Consider the following 18237-nt stretch of genomic DNA (forward strand, 5'->3'; position numbering starts at 1 on the left):
GGGCAGTCCACGGCAGAAGCGTGCCCCTCCACGCTCACGCTCCCTGGGGCGTGGACCACGACGTGACAGAGAAGATCACGAAGGACGCGCAGAAGCTCCTGAGTCAGGCTCTCGGCCCCTGGCGCGAGCGGTTTCCAGGTGTGGAGGTGGCCGACAGCCTCAGTCTCGAAAGCCCTGCCAGGGCCGTGGTCCGTGCCGCTGAGGGGGCCGGGCTGCTGGTCGTCGGCCGACGCAGGCATCGTCCTGCCCTGGCACCTCGTCTGGGGCCCGTGGCCATCGCCGCCGTTCATCACGCGCGCTGCCCCGTCGCCGTAGTCCCCCATGACTGAGCCGACCCACCGCGAGGAGCTGAGGGTGCCGTGCACCAAGCCGGCGCGTCCGTCCTGCGGACCGGCACGGGCCTCGCAGGGCGGATGCGCGGTCGAGCAGGGCCGCGTAGGACTTGTTGGTCCACTCGGGCGTGTACAGGCCTTCGCCATGGTCGGCGGCTGCGGAGTCCTCCACCGGGATGCCGGCCGGCTCCTTGCGGAGGCGGTCGCTGCAGAGCGGCGTGACGCCCAGGCGGCCGTACGCCCGTACGGCTCTGCCCAAGCCCCTGCCTTCCGTCGCCCCTGAAGGGACGGCCTGCTCAGCCCAGTCTGCAACTCGACCGCCGAAAGGCGGCACCGGTTGGATGCGTCCGGTGGTCCCGCACCCTGCCATGGCACAGAGTGGCACGTGGCGCCCGTACACCCACTGTCTTGATCACGGAGGCTTGTCATGACCCAGAGCACCCCCTCTGAGCACGACCGTCTGTCCCTCGTCGAAGCACAGGTGCAGACACTTGCCCAGGCAGTCCGGGCACTGGCCGAAGGTCTGGAAGCCAACCCCTCACAGGACACGGACGCGTCGGCCCACGCGGCGCGCGGTGCACGGCTCGCTCATGAACTTCTCCTGGCCCAGGGCCTGTAGTACCACGGCCAAGTCCCGCGTGACCGAAGGCGGCGACGGAGTGCCGGAGTCGTAGCCGTGCGCTGCCGGCGCCTCGGCGCGGAGAGCCGCTGTCGTGACGCCTCGATCTACACCCTCGGTGAGACCTCCGGGGCCCATCGCAACCCCGGCCGTTTCGGTGGCGTTCGCGACACGTGGCGCGTTCCCTTGGCGCGGGGTGCCTGGATATGTCCTCGCGCAGATGGGCGGAGCACCGGCAACCGTGATTCTGGGAACGGCCTCCGGGCCCGCAACATCGGGCACAACGCCGCCATCGCCGTGGGCGGATACGCCGCGCTCGCGGCGCTGTGGGCCGGCCCGGCCGGCGGCGGGTCGATACGCCCGGCTCGCAGTCTCGGTCCGGCGGTGGTCGGCGGCAGTACGGGGCAGCTGTGGATCCATATCGTGGGACCGCTGGTCGGCGCGTTTGCCCGCCGCGCCTCTGGCCTGGATTCTGCGCGGGCCCCCCGGGCCCAGAGGCCTCCTCATTGGCCGTGGGGCCGATGAGGAGGCCGATGCATGCGGATGTCAGCGGTCCCGGAGGGATGCCCGGGCCGGTGCGCCGAGGACCGGCGGCACGTCGGCCGAGCCGGCGGCCATCACGTCTGTCGGTGTTCGTCGGACCTGCGGGAAACGGCGCCGAGGTGGGGAAGGTGGCGGACGAACCAGTCCAGCGCGGCGTCGGCCACGGCGTCCAGGGCGCCGGGTTCCTCGAAGAGGTGGGTCGCACCGGGAACCACGCCGACCTGGTGCTCGCAGCGCAGCCGGGCGGCGGCTTGGTGGTTGAGATCCAGTACCTGATCGTCGGCTCCACCGACGATCAGCAGGGTTGGAGCGCGTACGGCTGCGAGGCGGGAGACCGCCAGGTCGGGGCGTCCGCCCCGGGAGACGACCGCGGTGATGTCGGAGCGGGGTTCGGCGGCGGCCATGAGCGCGGCCGCGGCGCCCGTGCTGGCGCCGAAGTAGCAGATGCGCAGGGGGACCCGTGCCCGGAGCCAGCTCGTGGCCTGCGTCAGGCGCAGAGCCAGGAGCGGTATGTCGAAGACCTTCGCCCGGTCCCGCGCCTCGGATGGGGTGAGGAGGTCGAAGAGCAGCGTCGCCAGCCCCGCACGGTTGAGGACCTCGGCCACGTGGCGGTTGCGGGGGCTTAGGCGACTGCTGCCGCTGCCGTGCGCGAAGACGACGACGCCCGCCGCGCCCTCGGGCACGGTCAACAGCCCGGGCAACGCCGTGCCTCCCGCGTCCACCGCCACTTCACCCGTCTGTGTCGGGCCCTGACCCGAAGCCTTTGCAGGCGCTGCCGGGCGGGCCCGTGCCGCCGTGGCCAACAGCGCGGCAACTTCCTCGTCTTCCACCTGCGAGAAGTCCTCGTACCATTGGCCCACTGCGGAGAAATGACGGGGTACTGAGGGGCACACCACCTCGTCGGCCACGCGCCGAAGCTGCTCCAGCGCCTGGGGAGCCGCCACGGGGACGGCCAGGACCACTTGCGCCGCTCCGTGCTCCCGCGCCACCTCGCACGCCACGGACGCGGTCGATCCGGTGGCGATTCCGTCGTCCACGATGACCACCGTGCGTCCGGTGAGCGCAGTGCGCTCCCGACCGTGCCGGTATCGCGTCAGACGCCGCTGAAGTTCTGCCCGTTCGGCTTCCTCCACCCGGGCGCAGTCCCGTTCCCCCAGGCCGGCCGCACGGACCGTCGCCTCGTTGATCAGTCGTACGCCGCCCTCGCCGATGGCGCCGAACGCCACCTCGGGCTGGAAGGGCACCCCGAGTTTGCGGACCACGATCACGTCCAGCGGCGCGCCCAGGACGCGTGCCACCTCCGCGGCCACGGGCACGCCGCCGCGGGGGAGCCCGAGTACCACCGGCTCGGCCAGGCCGAGCCGGGACACCTCACCGGCCAGCTGTCTTCCGGCCGTCGTCCGATCGGCAAAGAACATGCCGCGCCTCCTTATCGCCGGCCTCGACCCGTCGGCTTCCGCCCGCCGCAGATGCGCCAGGAAGGACTGGGGCGGCGGGAGCCCGACGGTTGCGGTGTTGGTCAGGCCGCGGTGGCCGGGCCCAGGCCCCGGCCACCGCCGCATCGGAGGCCAAAGGGCCGGCACGGCACAGGACCCCTGACTCCAGGGTCGTACCGGTGCCTGAAGTCCGCATCCGCATCTGGCGTCGTCGCGAGCGCGCCGGGCAGGCGGGGGCACGGATCCCCGGGTGTCCGACTCTCGTCCGGGCTTGCAGACCGGGAAGAACGGAGCCCGTGATGACGGGGGCCGGTGAGAGGGGCGGTGGCGATGGATGCGAGGGACGTCCCTCAGGCTTCCGGCGGTCATCCGTTCGACATGGATATTGCTCTTGAACGTATCGCGGACCGGGCCAGGGCTCTCGCCGAGACCGAAGAACGGCTTCGGGGGCTGCTCGACGCGGTGCTCGCCGTCAGCGGGGAGAAGGAGCTGCCGGGTGTGCTGCGCAGGATCGTCTCCAGTGCGATGGCCCTCGTCGACGCCCGCTACGGAGCCATCGGCATCCTCGACGACCGCCGCGAGGTACTTCAGGACTTCATCACGCTGGGACTGACCAAGCAGGAGAAGCGCCGCCTTGCGGGCATCGGGAAGCCGCAGGGCAGGGGCCTGCTGGGCCATGTGATCCGACACCCCGAACCCCTGCGGGTCGATGACATCGGGGCTCACCCTGAGTCCTCCGGCTTCCCGTCCGGACACCCGCCGATGCGCACACTGCCGGGAGCGGCGATCAGGGTCCAGGGCGAGGTGTACGGGGATCTGTACCTCGCCGACCGTCGCGACGGCAGGCCCTTCGACGCCGATGACCAGGCAGTGGTCCTCGCCCTGGCGGGCGCAGCGGGGGTGGCCATCGAAAAGGCACGTCTGCTCACCCAGATCCGGGCCGGCGCCGAACGGTTCCAGCGCCTCCTGCTGCCCACGCTGCCGGACCTGGCTCCCTTCACCGCCGCAGCGCACTACCGCCCGGCCGAGGGAGCCAAACTGGGCGGCGACTGGTACGACGCGGTGCTCGTGCCCGGGGGAGCCTGCGCGGTGGTCATCGGGGACGTCGTCGGGCACGACATGAAGGCGGCGGCGTCGATGGCTCAGATCCGCAACATGCTGCGTGCCCTGCTCCACGAACGCCGCACCCCGCCCAGCGCGGTGCTCGCCCAGCTGGACCGCACGCTGGAGGCGATCACCGACAACCCGGTCACCACGGTGTGCCTGGCCCTGGTCGAGCCGGCGGGCCGCGCCTGGGAGGCGCACTGGAGCACCGCGGGCCCACGCCACCAGCGGCAGCGAGGCAACCAGCACGGCCGTCAGTACCCGGTCGAGCCGGCGCTCCAGGCGGTCGGGGGCCTTGCCAGCGGTTTCGCGGCGCCGCCCGGCAGGCTCTCGTAGCGCTGATGCCAACGCGCAGGCCGGGGCTCGTTGCCTTCGGATTCCGGTGTGTGCATGGCCCGGCTTCCAGGAAACAGGGTTGCGACTGCCTCCTCCACCTTCGTGCGTCGGCAGCCGGAGGGCCAGGGGCCTCCCGGTCCCCTTGAGGGGCCCGACCGGCACCTGCCCGAGGCTCCGGTCAGGGCCAGGCTGGATGTCCGGGACAAGACCTCACGACGCGGCGAGGGGAGTCTGGCATGGGATCGGCGACACACCCGCAGGCGCAGCCCCCACCGACCGGGCCGGACACGCCCGTGACGACCCGGACCGTCGGGGAGGTCATGCGAACGGACGTGGTGGCCATCGCCGCCGGCGAGACCGTGCTCATGGCCTGGGAGCTGCTCGAGAGGACCGGTGCCGCGCACCTTCCCGTCCTGCTGCCGGACGGCCGGTGCTCCGGACTCCTCGACCGCTGCGACATCGCGGTCGCGTGCTCCGCGCCCGCCGTCGTGCTCTCGGCACTGGACGTCGGCACATTGGTGTCGGGGCGTCGGCGGGTGGCGGTCCGGGCGCAGGAAAGCGTACGCAAGGCAGCGTTCGCCATGACGGAGAACGGCTGCGACGCCTTGGCGGTGCTCGGCAGCGGCGGCAGGCTGGTCGGACTGATGACAGCCTCCGACATCGTCGCCGCCCTCGTACGGAACCCGGCCCCCGAGCCCAGGGCCGCAGAGGGAAGACCGATCGGACCGTTCACGCTGACCCCGGGACTCGGGCCCCGCCGTGACGACCGGGTGAACCCCGTTCCATGAGCGGCATCACAGGATGAGGATGAGATGGCCAGGACGAACGACCGCGCGGCCGCACACAGGACAGGCCCGGAGCGGCGGCCGGAGCCGGGTGCCGACGACGGACCGAGCGGCCCGCTGCCCGCACGTGAGAGGTCTGTCGGTCTGCCGCCGACGCGGCGCAGAGCCACACCACAGGGGCGGTCCGTGGACACTGTCCGCGTCCGCGGACTGTTCGGCTGATCACTCGTCGCCGACACCCGCGGACGGGAGCCCGCTTAGCCGCGCTTAGCCGGAGAGGCCGCGTCCGGTACCGCCGGGGGTGATGACCCGGGTGCGGAAACCCGGGCGAGGGATCTCACCTCGCTGGTCCCGTGGAGTGAGGTACGTGCCCGCTGAGGGGATACGACGCTGGAGGAGCTGTGAAGCCGACATTTGCGCTGGGCCGGATCGCGGGGGTTCGGATTGGTGTGCACTGGAGCATCCTGGTCATCTTCATGCTCATCGCACTCGGGCTGGCCGAAGGACGGTTGCCGGATGCCTATCCGGGGCGTTCCGGGTGGATCTACTGGCTGGTGGGGTTGGTCACCGCCGCAGTGTTCTTCGCGTCTCTGCTCGCTCACGAACTGGCCCATGCCGTGGTGGCCCGGCGGAACAAGGTGGACGTCGACGACATCGTGCTGTGGCTTCTGGGGGGTGTTGCCAGGCTCAGATCGGAAGCGTCGACGCCCGCCGCCGAGCTACGGATCGCCGGCGTCGGCCCGCTGGTGAGCCTGGGCCTGGGCGGGGGCTTCGCGCTGGTTGCGTGGCTGGTCGACGCTGCCGCGGGGCCTGGGCCGGTGAGTGAGGCGCTGGTATGGCTCGCGGTGATCAATCTCTTGCTGGCCCTGTTCAACTCGGTGCCGGCCGCTCCGCTGGACGGAGGCCGACTGCTGCGCGCCTTCCTGTGGTGGCGGACGGGTGACCGGGTGAGGGCTGCGGCAGGTGCGGCAGCGGCGGGGCGCGGGTTCGGCTGGTTCCTCCTGCTGGTCGGTCTGTTGTTGTTCGCGCGCGGTGACGTGGTCGGCGGGCTGTGGCTGGTCATGATCGCCTGGTTCCTGATCGCCGCCGCGACCGCGGAGGGGCAGCAGGCGCAGTTGCGTGCGGTCCTGGCCGGTGTGCCGGTGCGGGATGCCATGACGACTTCCCCGGTCACCGTTCCCGCCGGGTCGACCATCGCGGCGCTCCTGGGCGATCCCCGCTACCGCTACCGGCATTCTGTCTTCCCCGTCATCGGTGAGGACGGGCACTCCCCGGTGGGGCTGCTGACGCTCGCCGCGGCAGGGCGGGTTGCCGAGCGGCAACGGGGGTCGGTGACGGTCCAGGAGGTAATGGTCCCGCTCTCGGACGTCACCGTCGTCGGCCCGGACGCGCAGCTGGCCGAGTTGCTGGCTCGGATGCCGGCGGGAGGTGGGCAGCGGGCTCTCGTCGTAGACGAGAGCGGCAGCCTCGTCGGCATCGTCGCGTACTCGGACATCAGCCGTACCGTGTCCTGGCTGATGACCGCCAAAGGGCCCCCGCACTTCGGCGGTGTGCCGTGAGACGCGCAGCTTCCTCTTGCGGAGCGGCAGGAATCCGGGATCCGGCTCGCTGGGTCGAACGGCCCGGCCGGAGGCCGGATGTACTCGCACCTGCTGGGGTGGACCGGGCGGGGGAACGCGCAGGCCTGCCAACGGGGCTCGCGGTGACGTACAGCAGCAAGGAGAATGGTGCCCGGTATGAGGTGGAAGGGTGGCCGGAGCCTGTTCCCGGACCCCCTCCGAGAGCCCAAGCTGTGCCCTCACAGAGGAGGCGGCCATGGCGACCGCACGAGAGATCATGCACAAGAGCGCGTCATGCGTGCAGGAAGACGAGACGCTCCCTCGTGGACGACAGCCATCGGTCCAGCAGCGCTTCGGCGCTGCTGGACCATGCTCGGCTATAGATTTACCGAGCGAAATACTGACCAATACCAATCTTCGGCATTTCGGCAGAATCGCTACGTTACTTGGTGGTACATGCCATGTGCAATTACAGGTACCTTCCGACAGGCATGCGGCACCCCTCAGCCAGCCACTACTGCCCCTCTGGTTGAATTCCCCAAAATTCATGATCTTCAAGGCGCGCGAAGCTGACCTCGCCACTCGACATGTCTACCAAAATTGGCAGGCAGCCCAGCAACTGGTCGTCATAATCCCCAGTTTGGCCAAACAGGACGGAATTATAAGGGGCAATCAGAATCCCGTCCTCCACCCTCGCCAGATCCCATAGAATCGCAAGCTCGGGCTGGTTGTCCGAGCGGTCCAAGGCAAGAAACTCTTCAGCAAGCAATCTGGCTTGCGGTTCCGAAATCATCAATTTGTCCTCATGAACGAGTACTCAGCGTAGATACCCGGCTTCGCCTGACCGGTCTGCCCATCCAAGAAGGTTACGCGACCGCCGTAATTTACGACGTTGAAAACATGACCAGCGTCCGGATTTTTTCCCCACACTATGCCTCGCGCTCCATTTCCAGCATCCTGGATGTCAGTTACTATATTCGAGAGGCTCCTCTTATGGAACTTCCTTCCGTAAAATTTTTCTACGGCGGTATGGGATCCGGCTGGGAGGCCGGGGAGTGCGTTGGACCTGGCCCCGCTTGCAAGCATTTGATCCACAGAGATTGCACAGGCCCGACAGTTGGTCCGCCCACCCCCTGGGTTGATCATCCCCTTTAGAGGCGTCGCCGGAGCGTAGTACGTACCTCCCAACCTGGTCTTACTGGGTTCCGTGTAAGCACCTACCCCCACCTCGCTAGCGGACCGCCCCAAGGCTCCGCCGCGGCTGAGGGCGGCTGCGGAAAATGCCCCAGCGAATGCTCCTATGACAGCGGAACTTGAATAATAGGACGCCGAGAAGCGGCACTTTGCCTCGCTTGCCACTCCGTTCATACAGGTGCTGAACCAGTATTCGTATTCGCTCTCTTTGTCCACCTGGCCCCGGTTCGGGTCCAGCACGCTTCCTTGCGGAACTCCTTGTGCCGGGTATCCGGAGGCTGTCTGTACGTAGATGACTGGCTTGGGCGGCGCGTACGGCCAGGGCCCTTTCCCTTCCTTCTTGACATAGGTTCCGCTTCCCTCGGTCCGACCGCACCATTTGCCGCAGCCGCTGTCGCGAATCCGGGCTCCGTATCCCCTGCTGTAGTCCCGCGCGGTGTCGACGACGTCCTGGGGCGCGGATTCGAATCCGCCGTCGTTGTTGTTGCCTTCGAAGTACTTGAGGCCGCTCGGGTCGGAAAAGGTGGACGGGTTGTTGGCGGCGTAGGTGTAGCCGTGGAGCTGCTGTGAATCTGTGAGGTCCATGATCGGGTCGACGGAGATGAATCGGCCGATCAGGGGGTCGTATTCGCGGGCTCCGATGTGGGTGAGCCCGCTGTCGTTGTCCTTGGTGCCTGCGACGAAGGTCTTCTCGCCGGTCCAGGTCGTGGGCTGGGTGCCGCGAGCTTCTCCGAAGAGGCCGGTCTTGCGGCGTGTGACGGTCTGGGTGGCATCGGCGGTGATCTGGGTGGTGCTGGTGTTGTGGTGGTCGGCGAGGGTGAAGGTGAGCTTGCCGCCCGTGCGCATCGCGACGCCGCCGTAGTAGCGGGTCCCGGTGACAGTGCCAGCCTTGTCGAGCTTCAGTTCGTTGCCTGCGGGCAGGTAGAGCGTGGTGGCGTCCTTCTCCTTACGCAGGAGGCGGTTGCCGGCAGTGTCGTAGATGAACGAGTTACTGGTCGTGCCCTGTGCGAAGGACTTGAGGTGTCCTTCGGCGTCCCAGTCGAGGTACTGGGTTTCACCAGTGCCGCTCTTGCGGGTCTTGGTGTTGCCGGAGGCGTCGTAGGTGAAGGTTTCCTCGTGTGGGGTGGTGCCGGTCTGGGTGACCTTGGGCAGGTCGTGCTTGCCGGCGGTCGGCGCCGCGTACGTCCGGGTGGTGTCGGCGGTCGGACCCGAGGCGGTCTTGTGCTTGGCCTCGGTCTTGCGGTTTCCGACCGCGTCGTAGGTGTATGTGGTCCAGTACGGGTCCTCGCCTCCGATGACGGATGCCGACGGAGTGGCCGCGCAGGTCTCGCCCTTGTTGGTCCATGCCTGGGTGATGCGGCGCAGGGCGTCGAGGTTGACGCACTGGGTGTCGGTCGTCCGGGCCGCGTCCATGCCGTATGCGGTGGCGATCGAGGTCAGGTTGCCGACGGGGTCGTTGGTGTACTTGGTGTCCTCGATCCGCTTCGGTGCGACGTCGCGGTCGACGACGGTGCGGGTGAGAGCGCCTGTGTGGGGGTCGTACTCGTTGGACCGGTACAGGCGCCGGCCAGAGGAGCCGAGTTCCTGGACGGTGGTGCGGCCGTAGGGGTCGTAGGTCATCGCCGACACGAGGGTGCTGCTGCCGGCACCCATGCTGTCGAGCAGGCCGGAGCCCGGCTTATAAGCACTTCCGACCGTCTCGGCCGGGAGTCCGCCCATGGCCGGCTGGATGGTCCTCAGGACCTGGCCAGTGATGTTGTAGATGTTCGTCCACTTGTAGGTGCCGGCCAGGGCGCCGGTGTCGGGGGTGGACGGGATGGTGACTCGGGATTCGAGGGGCTGGTAGAGGTCGTTGTAGCCGATGACTTCGGAGGTGTAGGCTTTGCCGTCGACGTAGCGGGTGGACTTGGCCAGCTGCCCCTTGGCGATGCTGTCGTAGACGGAGGCGGTCAGGGTGGTCGCGCCCTGCTTGGTGGCGATGGGACGGCCGAGGTCGTCGTAGTCGGTGTGCAGGGTGACGCCGCGGGCGTCGGTGACATCGGTGACACGGTCGCCGGCGTCGTAGCTGGTCTTGGTGAGGCCCTTGTCCGGGTCGTTCACCTCGGTCTGGCGGCCCCGTACGTCGTATGTGTACGTCCACTTGGCGTTACTGGGGTCGGTGACCTGGGCCAGCTGGCCCCGCTTGTTATAGGTGTACGTGGTCGACTGCGAGGTCGTTCGCGCGGCGTCGGTGTACTGCTTGGTCTCGACCGTGCGGCCCACCCCGTCGACGACGGTGGTGATCGTGGTGCCGCCCTGTGGCGGGACGACCGTGGTGGTGTCACCGGTGTAGCTGCTGGTGGTGCGCTTGGTCTCCTGGCCGAGGTGCTTTGCGATCACCGTCGTGGGGCGGCTGGCGCCGTCGAAGAGGGTGTCGGTCGAGGCCGGGTAGGTGAGTTCCTGTCCCGTGACCAACTCGGGCGAAGGCGTGCCTTCGGCGTAGTAGACGCCGGAGTTGCGCCAGGCCAAGCCGCGGGTGTCGTAGAAGGTCTCCGTGACCAGGCGGCCGCCCTTTTCGGGCGTCTGGGTCTGGGTCTGCGTCTGGCGCTCGCGCAGCAGGCCGTCCTGGATGGAGTGGACGACGGAGTACTTGTAGTCGTGGGTCAGCGTCTTTGAGGTGACGACGTTGGGACCGCTGTTACGGACGGTGTATTCGAAGGCGCGGCTCGGCAGCTCCGGGTAGGTCTCAACGGGCCAGTTCGGAGCCCAGATCTTTCTCACCCGGCCGAGCGCGTCGTAGGCTGTCGTGGTGTTTTTGCCGTTGGCGTCGGTGACCTTCGTGGGCTGACCGCGGAGCGGGTCGATCTGGTTGCTGACGGTGTGGCCCAGGGGGTTCGTCGTCGTCATCGCGGTGGCGGTCTCGCCCGTGGCCGGCGTGTAGGTAGTGCGGGTCACCTTCCCGTAGGGGTCGGCGGATGCCAGTGCGCGGCCGTAGAGGTCGTAGCAGAGCTCGTTTTGGGCAGTTCCGCAGGTGCTGGGGACGGATGAGAGGGTGTCGTAGCCGTCGCCGGTGGCGTTGATGGTTTCGGTCTTGGTCGGCAGGCCGCGGGCCGGGGCGGTGCCGAGCGTGCTGTTGTCGTAGTAGGTCCGGGTGTCGCTGACGATGTCGGCCGGGCGACTGGCCGGCGTTCCGCACGGCGTCGCAAGGGTCTCGAGGCGGCTGCGCCGGTCCAGGATCCAGCTGGTTGTGTTGCGTGCGTAGCTGGTTGTGGTGCAGGTTTCGTCGCCGGGCTTGGCGGTGTCGCCGGTGTTCGACTCCCAGTCGACCATTCCGTAGTCGTCGAAGTGACGGCTGGTCTCGGTCGTGCGGGTGCCGCCGGTGATGGTGGTGCGGGTCGATTCCTTCTCGGTGCCCGTTTTGTAGGAGACGAGGTTGGGCAGGCCGGGACGGGTCCGCTTGGCCACCTCACCCGAGCGCCAGGGGGTGCTGGACGTGGCGCTGATGAGTTTGGTGGTGTCGTCGCCGTCGTAGGTGGCTGTCTCTCGGATCATGCCGGCGAACTCGGGGCGGTCGGTGACTGCGGTGCCGGTGCCGTCCTTGGCCTCCTTGCCGTCGAGGCCGCGGAAGTAGCGGGTCTCGGACAGTGTGCGGGGGTCGTTGGCGGTGCCGGTGCGGGTCTGGACGAGTCCGTAGCCGCGGGCGACGGAGTGGACGCGGTCGTCGGCCTTGGTGAACTCGCTGGTGTCCTTGTCCCAGGCCGCCCCGCCGAGGTAGGTGTACGAGGTCACCTTGTCGGGAGTCGAGGCGAGGTTGTCGCCCTCCACGATCTGGGTGACGTCGTAGGTGTTGAACCAGTCGAGCTTGGAGGTATCGCCCTCCCAGGCCCATTTGACCGGGTAGCAGCGCTTGGTGTTCGTCGCGTCAGCGGCCGGGAGCGTGGTGGGGGTGCAGTCGGGCTGTGAGTAGGTGACACCGATGGTGCCGCCGGTCTCGGTGTTGACCTGCGACATACGCAGCCGGATGTAGGGGGCCAGGCCGTCACCGGTCTTGTCCACCCGGTTGGGCCGCTGCTCACCCGCGAAGGAGACAGGCGGGAGTGTGATGTCCTCGGCGGCGCCCGCTCTGGCGGTGCGGGTGATGGACTTCAGCCACATCGGGGTGGAGATGCCGTCGCCGGCCGGCGGGAAGTTCTGGTCCAGGGTCCAGGAGTCGACGTCCTGGTGGGCGCCGCCGGTCAGGATCTTGGTGTTGATGCTGGTCAGGCGGATCCGGGACCAGAACGTCGGCGAGTACTGGCCCTTGCACTCGGTGGAGCCGTCCTTGCAGAACAGGTCGTAGGGCGAGTCCGGCCAGTTCTTGGCGTTGGCCTCGTCGAAGGTGCCGCAGTTGGCCAGGCAGCGCTCGCTGACGTCGAACTTCACCTGCGCCATGGCCTTGGCGGTGTAGACGGTGTCGGAGCGCAGGCCGTAGTCGATGTGGTCGAGCCAGCCGCCGCGGATGTACTGGGTGACGGTGGCTTTGCCGGTGGTTTCCGACACGTTGCGGCCGTAGTTGTTGGTCTCGGTCTTCCAGTAGTACGCCATCGCGTCGCCGCCGGGGGTGACGACGTAGTCGAGCTGCCAGCGCCAGGCCTGCTTGCACCAGGCGCTCGCGAAGGAGGCGTTGTAGCAGGGATCACCCGTCTGGTTGCCGAAGACGGGTGCGGTCCAGGCCGAGTTCGTTGTCGGCGTGGAGGCGTCCTTCCAGCCCGGCAGGCGGTTCAGGCCGAAGAAGTACTGGGTTCCGTCGGTCGTGGTGATCTTCCAGTGCTCACCGTCGTTGTCGCCGTTGACGGCGCCGGTGAGTTTCTCGACCTTCTCCCCCGAGTCGGAGGCCGGGTGCCAGCCCTTGCCCTGCTCGTAGACGAGCTCGGTGGACTTGCCGCCCAGCGACAACGTGGCGTTGTCGTTGAACCAGCACTGGTCGCCGACCTTGGTGGTGTTGGTGCCACCGCTCTTGTCGTCATTGCAGGACTTGTACTTGCGCTCAATGAAGCCGGGCTCCCAGGACCAGCCGTCTCCGATCCACGAACCCTGACTGTTCGACATACCCGTGCGACCGTCGACGGACTGCGAGTTGTAGCCCAGGGAGATCTGCGGGGCCAGCCCGCCGGGGACCGAGGGTGTCGCGACGGGATAGGACCAGGAGAAGGCGCCCGTCGAGCCGCCCGCACTCCAGGAACCGGATGCCTGCAGCGAGGTGGCCTTGTAGTCACCCGTGGAGCCCGCATCGCCGGCCGTCGCGGCGAGAACGGTCGCGCCGCCCGAGGCCGCGCCCGACTTGGCTACTGCTGGCGCACCCGCGGACTTCGGCGAGGCAGCGGAAGCCGTCGCAGGTGTGGTCACCTGGGCCGAAAGCTTGCCCGAGCTCGTGTCGTTGTGCGTCTGCAGGGGCTTCTGCGTACGGCACTCCGGGCGCTCGGGAGTGGTCAGCGCGCACGCCGGGAGCTCAACGAGGCGCAGCCGAGTGGCGTAGTCGCCGCCGTAGGCGCCCCGGAAGGAGTTGTAGTCCACCTCGACCTTCGCCGACCCGGCTTGTGAGCCGCTATCGGATCGGCCGACCGAGAGCAGGACGCCGTCGACGCCGGCCTTGCGGGCGGCGTCCTTGCCGGCGACGGAGACCTTCACCTTCGACGGCGCCTCGGCAGCCTTGCCCGGCGCGACGTGGACCGCGATCGGCAGCTTGCCCGCCTGCTGCGAGCCCGCGCCGAGGACCGGTCCACGAACTGCGCCTGACAGGAAGGACTTCGATGCCGGACCCGAGTCGTCGGCCAGGTCGACTTCCGCTGTGCCGGCCGTCGGCCAGGTGACCTTCGGCGCCTTCCACGCAGCGGCGCCCGCGTCGTCGGTCTTCTTCGCTCCGCCGGTGCGGACCGGCTGGACCGGTACTGCCTTCGGTTGCTTGAGCTGCGGCAGCGACGGCTTGGATTTGCTGTCGGCTTCCGCAATTGCGCTCAAGAGCATACCTGAGAGGACTGCTGCGGCCAGCGCCACAGAAATCCCTCTCATAGGAAATGTTCTCACACCCCACCCCATACTTCTGGAAAGTTTTACCGGCGCAGGTTAACAGTCTGGATTCTTTTCATCCGACACCCCATCAGTGTCTTCAATCTGCCACTGTCCACTTGCTGTTACCGCAAAGTAACTGTTTCCTTCCGAATCAGGCAGTCCGCCCGAATAGACACAAAAGTCGCAGATGAAAGCGGCATTTGGCATGCGGATTCCAGGTAGAGTCTCCGCGTATATCAGACAGATGGAGTTTGCGTGAGACAAAGAGAGGCTCGACCCGGCATTGCGGGCGGGCGGGGGAATTTTTCGCGGGCGATGGCAATGGTGCTGGTAAGCGGAATATTTGCTACCGGATTGGCCGTATTGCATCCGTCCGGCGCGGCGGCCGCCACTGATCCAGTCGCCGAAGGTTCGATGAGTGCAGCGGACTTCGCACTTGCCAAGGCCCGGGAAACCGCCCAGCCCTACGAGCTGACGTCCGCGCGGAGCGAGACGTCGGACACCTGGGCGCTGCCGACGGGCAAGTGGTCGGTCAAGCGGCACGGGACGACCGTGCGCATCCGGCGCGGCGGTGGCTGGGTCGCGACCGACCCGACGCTGGAGTTCGCGGCAGACGGGAAGGTGCAGCCGAAGGCGTCGGCGGTCGCCATCGCCTTCTCCGGCGGGGGAACCGGTCCGCTGCTGAGCGGGGTGAAGAACGGGCGGACCCTTTCGCTGACCTGGCCGAAGGCTCTGCCGAAGCCGACGCTCGCCGCGAACGTGGCGACGTACGCCGATGTACTGCCGGACGTGGATCTGCAGGTGAAGGCCGAGGTCGAGGGGTTCTCCCAGCTGCTGGTCGTCAAGACGCCGGCCGCGGCGAAGCACCCGGACCTCGCGACGATGAAGTTCAAGCTCGACACCGTGGGTTTGGCCGTCACCAAGGACGCAACGACGGGGCTGCTGACCGCGGCTACTCCGGCCGGTGAGGTGATCTTCACGTCACCGAACCCCGTGATGTGGGACTCCACCACCACTGCCGGACCCGCGGCTCCGGCGCCCGCGCGTGCGGCGGCTGTCGCCGGCGCCGGCTCGGGGAGAAGCAGCGCCCCCGGTGACGTCTTCGTGACACCGTCCGGAGCCAAGAACGCCCAGATGCCCACCGCCATCACGGGCGGCAATCTGGAGATCAAGCCCGACCAGAGCCTCCTGGCCAATGCCTCGACGAAGTACCCCGTCTACATCGACCCGTCGGTGACCTGGGGTGCGCGGCAGAACTGGGCATGGGCCTACCGCACGTGGGAGAACAACTCCTACTGGAACACCAAGGAGGACGTGCGGGTCGGGTACGAGAGCCAGACGAACGGTCTCTCGCGGACCTTCTTCCAGCTCGACACCTCAGCGGTCAAGGGCGCTCAGGTCTCGAAGGCGACGTTCAGGATCAAGGAAACCTGGTCGTGGTCCTGCACCCCCAAGCCCGTCGAGCTGTGGACCACCGGACCCATCTCGCCCAAGACCACCTGGAAGAACCAGCCCGACCGGCGCAGCCGGCTCGACACCGTCAATGCCGCCAAGGGCCGGCCCGAGTGCGCGGCCGGCAATCTGGAGTTCAACACCACCGCCGCCGTCCAGGAAGCCGCAGCCAACGGCTGGGCCAACACGACCGTCGGCCTCTACGCGTCCAACGAGAGCGACGAGTACTCGTGGAAGCGCTTCGACCCCAAGACCGTCACCCTGGAGATCGAGTACAACAACCCGCCGAACACGCCGTCCGACCCCGGCACCTCGCCGTGGTTGCCCTGCGAGCAGGGCGGCTCGATCGGCAACACCAACATCGGGCTCTACGCCACGATCTCCGACCGTGACTCCGGGAACCTGGCCACCGAGTTCCAGATCTTCAAGGCCGGCCAGAGCGCTGTCCTGGTCAGCCAGAAGATCGCGGGCAACAACGGCCAGATCAGTACGTGGAGTGTCCCGGACGCGTCCCTCCCCGACGGCAGCTACACCTGGCGGGCACGGACGACCGACCAGGACGGCGCGCAGTCCGCTTGGTCCCAGGCCTGCAAGTTCACCGTGGACCGCGCCCGTCCGGCCGACGCACCGAAGATCGCCTCGACGCTCTTCCCCGACGGCACCAGCGGCTGGCCGACAGAAACCGGAAAGGCCCGCCAGGAAGGCGACTTCATCCTCTCCGCCAACGGTGACAAGGATGTCGTCTGGTACGGCTACTTCACCGACTGGGACTCTCAGGTGAGGAGCGCCTCGGTCTCCGCGGGTGCGTCCTTCACAGCGAAGATCACCCCGCCCAGTGCGGGGCCGCACTTCGTCTACGCCTTCACCCAGGACGCCGCCGGGAACCGCTCCGACACCGCCGTCTACCGGTTCTACGCAGCCCGCACGGCAACGAAGGACGCGCCGCACGACCTCAACGGCGACGGCCACCGCGACATCTGGAGCAACGACCTCTTCGGCGGCCTCCTGACCTACAGCGGCCAGGGCAACGGCAAATTCTCCGCCATGGTCAGCTCCCCCGACTCCTTCGCCGGCACTCAGGTCGCCGACTTGGGCGATCGCAACGATGACGGTTACAACGACATGCTGTCCCTCGAACACCGGGCCGGTATGCCGGGCAAGACCCTGTGGACCTACCGCAACAACGGGCAGGGGATGGTCGACACCCCGCTGGAGCTGACCGCGAACCGGCCCGAGCACACCCATTGGACGAATGCCGAGCAGATCATCGCCCCGGGCGACCTGAACGGCGACCAGGTCCCGGACGTCCTCGTCAAGCAGGGAGACACGCTCTACGCCTACTACAACTACAACTCCGCCTGGGGCGCCCTGGACGACATCGACCCCGCGCTCGTCGGTGGCCTCGACTGGAAGAAGTACACGGTCATCGCCCCCGGCGACCTCAACAAGGACGGTGTACCCGACCTGTGGCTGCGTGACAACGCCACCGGCGACATCCTGAGCACGTACGGGAAGAAGAGCCTGGAGGAGAACCAGGCAGTCGACCTGGCCACCTGGGGCACGCAGACCCGCGCCAAGGTGCACTCCGGCGTCACCCTCGCGGGCTATCCGCAGGTCGGCTCCTCCGGGGACCTCACCGGCGACGGCGTCCCCGACCTGTGGGCCCGCGCGGCCGACAACACCCTGGTCGGCTGGCCCGGCAAGCTCGACGCCGACGGCAAGACCGTCGGCTCCTTCGGCGCACGGTTCGAGATCGACGGAGTCCCCGGCGCGCGCATCCCCACCGGAACAACCCTGGCCTCCGGACAGGAGTTCACCAGCGGCAACTCCAAGCTGCGGATGCAGGCCGACGGCAACCTCGTGCTGCTGAGCAAGGACAACAAGCAGCTCTGGGCCACCGGAACCGGCGGAAACCCGGGCGCCACGGCCCGGATCCAGAGCGACGGCGACTTCGCCGTCGTCACCGCAGACGGAAAAACCGTCAAGTGGCACAGCAAGACCAGCATCCCGGGCTCGTACGCAGTACTGCACCCCCGCGGCGTCCTCGTGCTGTACAGCCCGTCCGGGCAGAGTCTGTGGACCAGCGGCAGCCAGATCCGGCCGGACTACAACGGCGACGGCTACACCGACATGGCGCTGCGCGACACGCACGGTGACCTCTGGTTCTACCCCGGCACGGGAGGTACCGGAACCAGCACGTTCGGCAGCCGGTACCTCGCCGGCAACGGCTGGTGGCGCGACAGCTGGATGAACGTGTACAGCACCGACTTCAACAACGACGGATACACCGACGTCGTCGGACGGACCCGTGACGGGGAGCTGTACGTGTACCCGGGCACCGGCCGCACCGGAACCGAGACCCTCGGCAATCCCGTCCTGATCGGTACCGGCTGGAACACCTACGTCGACCTCGCCTTCGGCGACATCAACGGCGACGGCCGCACCGACGCCGTCGGCCGCGACAGCGGCGGCCTCCTGTGGGGCTACACGGGCAACGGCACCAACGGCACCCAGGCACTCACCCCTCGCGTCCTCCTGGGCGACGGCTGGTGGCCGACCGACTGGCCCACCCTCCGCCTCGCCGACATCAACAAGGACAACAAGGTCGACATCGTGGCCCACAACACCGACAGCAACCTCTACCTCTACCCGAACACCAGCGACAAGGGCACGCTGACCTTCGCCCCTCCGAGCGGCATCTTCGGCAACGGCTGGTGGACCGGCGAATGGAACCCCTACATCACCGACCTCAACAACGACGGCACACCGGAACAAGCCGGCGTACTGAACCGCACCGGGGAGCTGTACCACTTCGCCCCCGACCGCACCCTGGTCAGTAACGGCCTGACC

At 68.0% G+C, this 18237-nt stretch carries 10 protein-coding genes; 7 read left to right on the forward strand and 3 right to left on the reverse strand.

Annotation, left to right across the window (positions count from 1 at the left end; translation table 11 throughout):
• The 3 genes from ACIQZO_RS39585 to ACIQZO_RS39595 all read left to right on the forward strand — a co-directional run.
• On the forward strand, window positions 1-329 hold a 329-nt coding region (locus tag ACIQZO_RS39585), incomplete at its 5' end, for a universal stress protein (protein ID WP_403636144.1).
• Between the two features lie 430 nt (window positions 330-759).
• Entirely contained in the window at window positions 760-951 is a 192-nt protein-coding gene (locus ACIQZO_RS39590; RefSeq protein WP_327381885.1) for a hypothetical protein, read from the forward strand.
• Between the two features lie 57 nt (window positions 952-1008).
• A complete protein-coding gene (locus tag ACIQZO_RS39595) occupies window positions 1009-1476 on the forward strand; it encodes an aquaporin (protein ID WP_403636146.1) in 468 nt (155 codons plus the stop codon).
• A gap of 92 nt (window positions 1477-1568) precedes the next feature.
• Here ACIQZO_RS39595 and ACIQZO_RS39600 read toward each other — a convergent pair whose 3' ends face one another.
• On the reverse strand, window positions 1569-2912 hold the full coding sequence (locus tag ACIQZO_RS39600) for a phosphoribosyltransferase family protein (RefSeq protein WP_403636148.1): 1344 nt from the start codon (window positions 2910-2912) through the stop codon (window positions 1569-1571).
• 396 nt (window positions 2913-3308) lie between these two features.
• Between ACIQZO_RS39600 and ACIQZO_RS39605 the strand changes: the two genes are divergently transcribed.
• The 3 genes from ACIQZO_RS39605 (at window position 3309) to ACIQZO_RS39615 (ending at window position 6714) form a co-directional block, all read left to right on the forward strand.
• On the forward strand, window positions 3309-4370 hold the full coding sequence (locus tag ACIQZO_RS39605) for a PP2C family protein-serine/threonine phosphatase (RefSeq protein WP_403636150.1): 1062 nt from the start codon (window positions 3309-3311) through the stop codon (window positions 4368-4370).
• 236 nt (window positions 4371-4606) lie between these two features.
• Complete coding sequence (locus ACIQZO_RS39610; protein WP_403636152.1) at window positions 4607-5158, forward strand: HPP family protein; 552 nt, start codon at window positions 4607-4609, stop codon at window positions 5156-5158.
• 398 nt (window positions 5159-5556) lie between these two features.
• Window positions 5557-6714 carry a site-2 protease family protein gene (locus tag ACIQZO_RS39615; RefSeq protein ID WP_403636153.1) on the forward strand — a complete coding sequence of 386 codons (1158 nt, stop codon included), beginning with the start codon at window positions 5557-5559 and terminating at the stop codon, window positions 6712-6714.
• 514 nt (window positions 6715-7228) lie between these two features.
• Here ACIQZO_RS39615 and ACIQZO_RS39620 read toward each other — a convergent pair.
• Window positions 7229-7507: a hypothetical protein gene (locus tag ACIQZO_RS39620; protein WP_403636155.1), complete on the reverse strand. Its 279-nt coding sequence runs from the start codon at window positions 7505-7507 to the stop codon at window positions 7229-7231.
• Complete coding sequence (locus tag ACIQZO_RS39625) at window positions 7507-13890, reverse strand: RHS repeat-associated core domain-containing protein (protein WP_403636157.1); 6384 nt, start codon at window positions 13888-13890, stop codon at window positions 7507-7509. The genes ACIQZO_RS39620 and ACIQZO_RS39625 overlap by 1 nt, the downstream gene beginning before the upstream one ends.
• 459 nt (window positions 13891-14349) lie before the next feature.
• Here ACIQZO_RS39625 and ACIQZO_RS39630 point away from each other — a divergent pair.
• Window positions 14350-18237 (forward strand): FG-GAP-like repeat-containing protein (locus ACIQZO_RS39630; protein ID WP_403636158.1); only part of this gene is annotated, 3888 nt, incomplete at its 3' end.

It is taken from the genome of Streptomyces sp. NPDC097617 (assembly GCF_044761485.1).
In the GTDB taxonomy this organism is placed as follows: Bacteria; Actinomycetota; Actinomycetes; order Streptomycetales; family Streptomycetaceae; genus Streptomyces.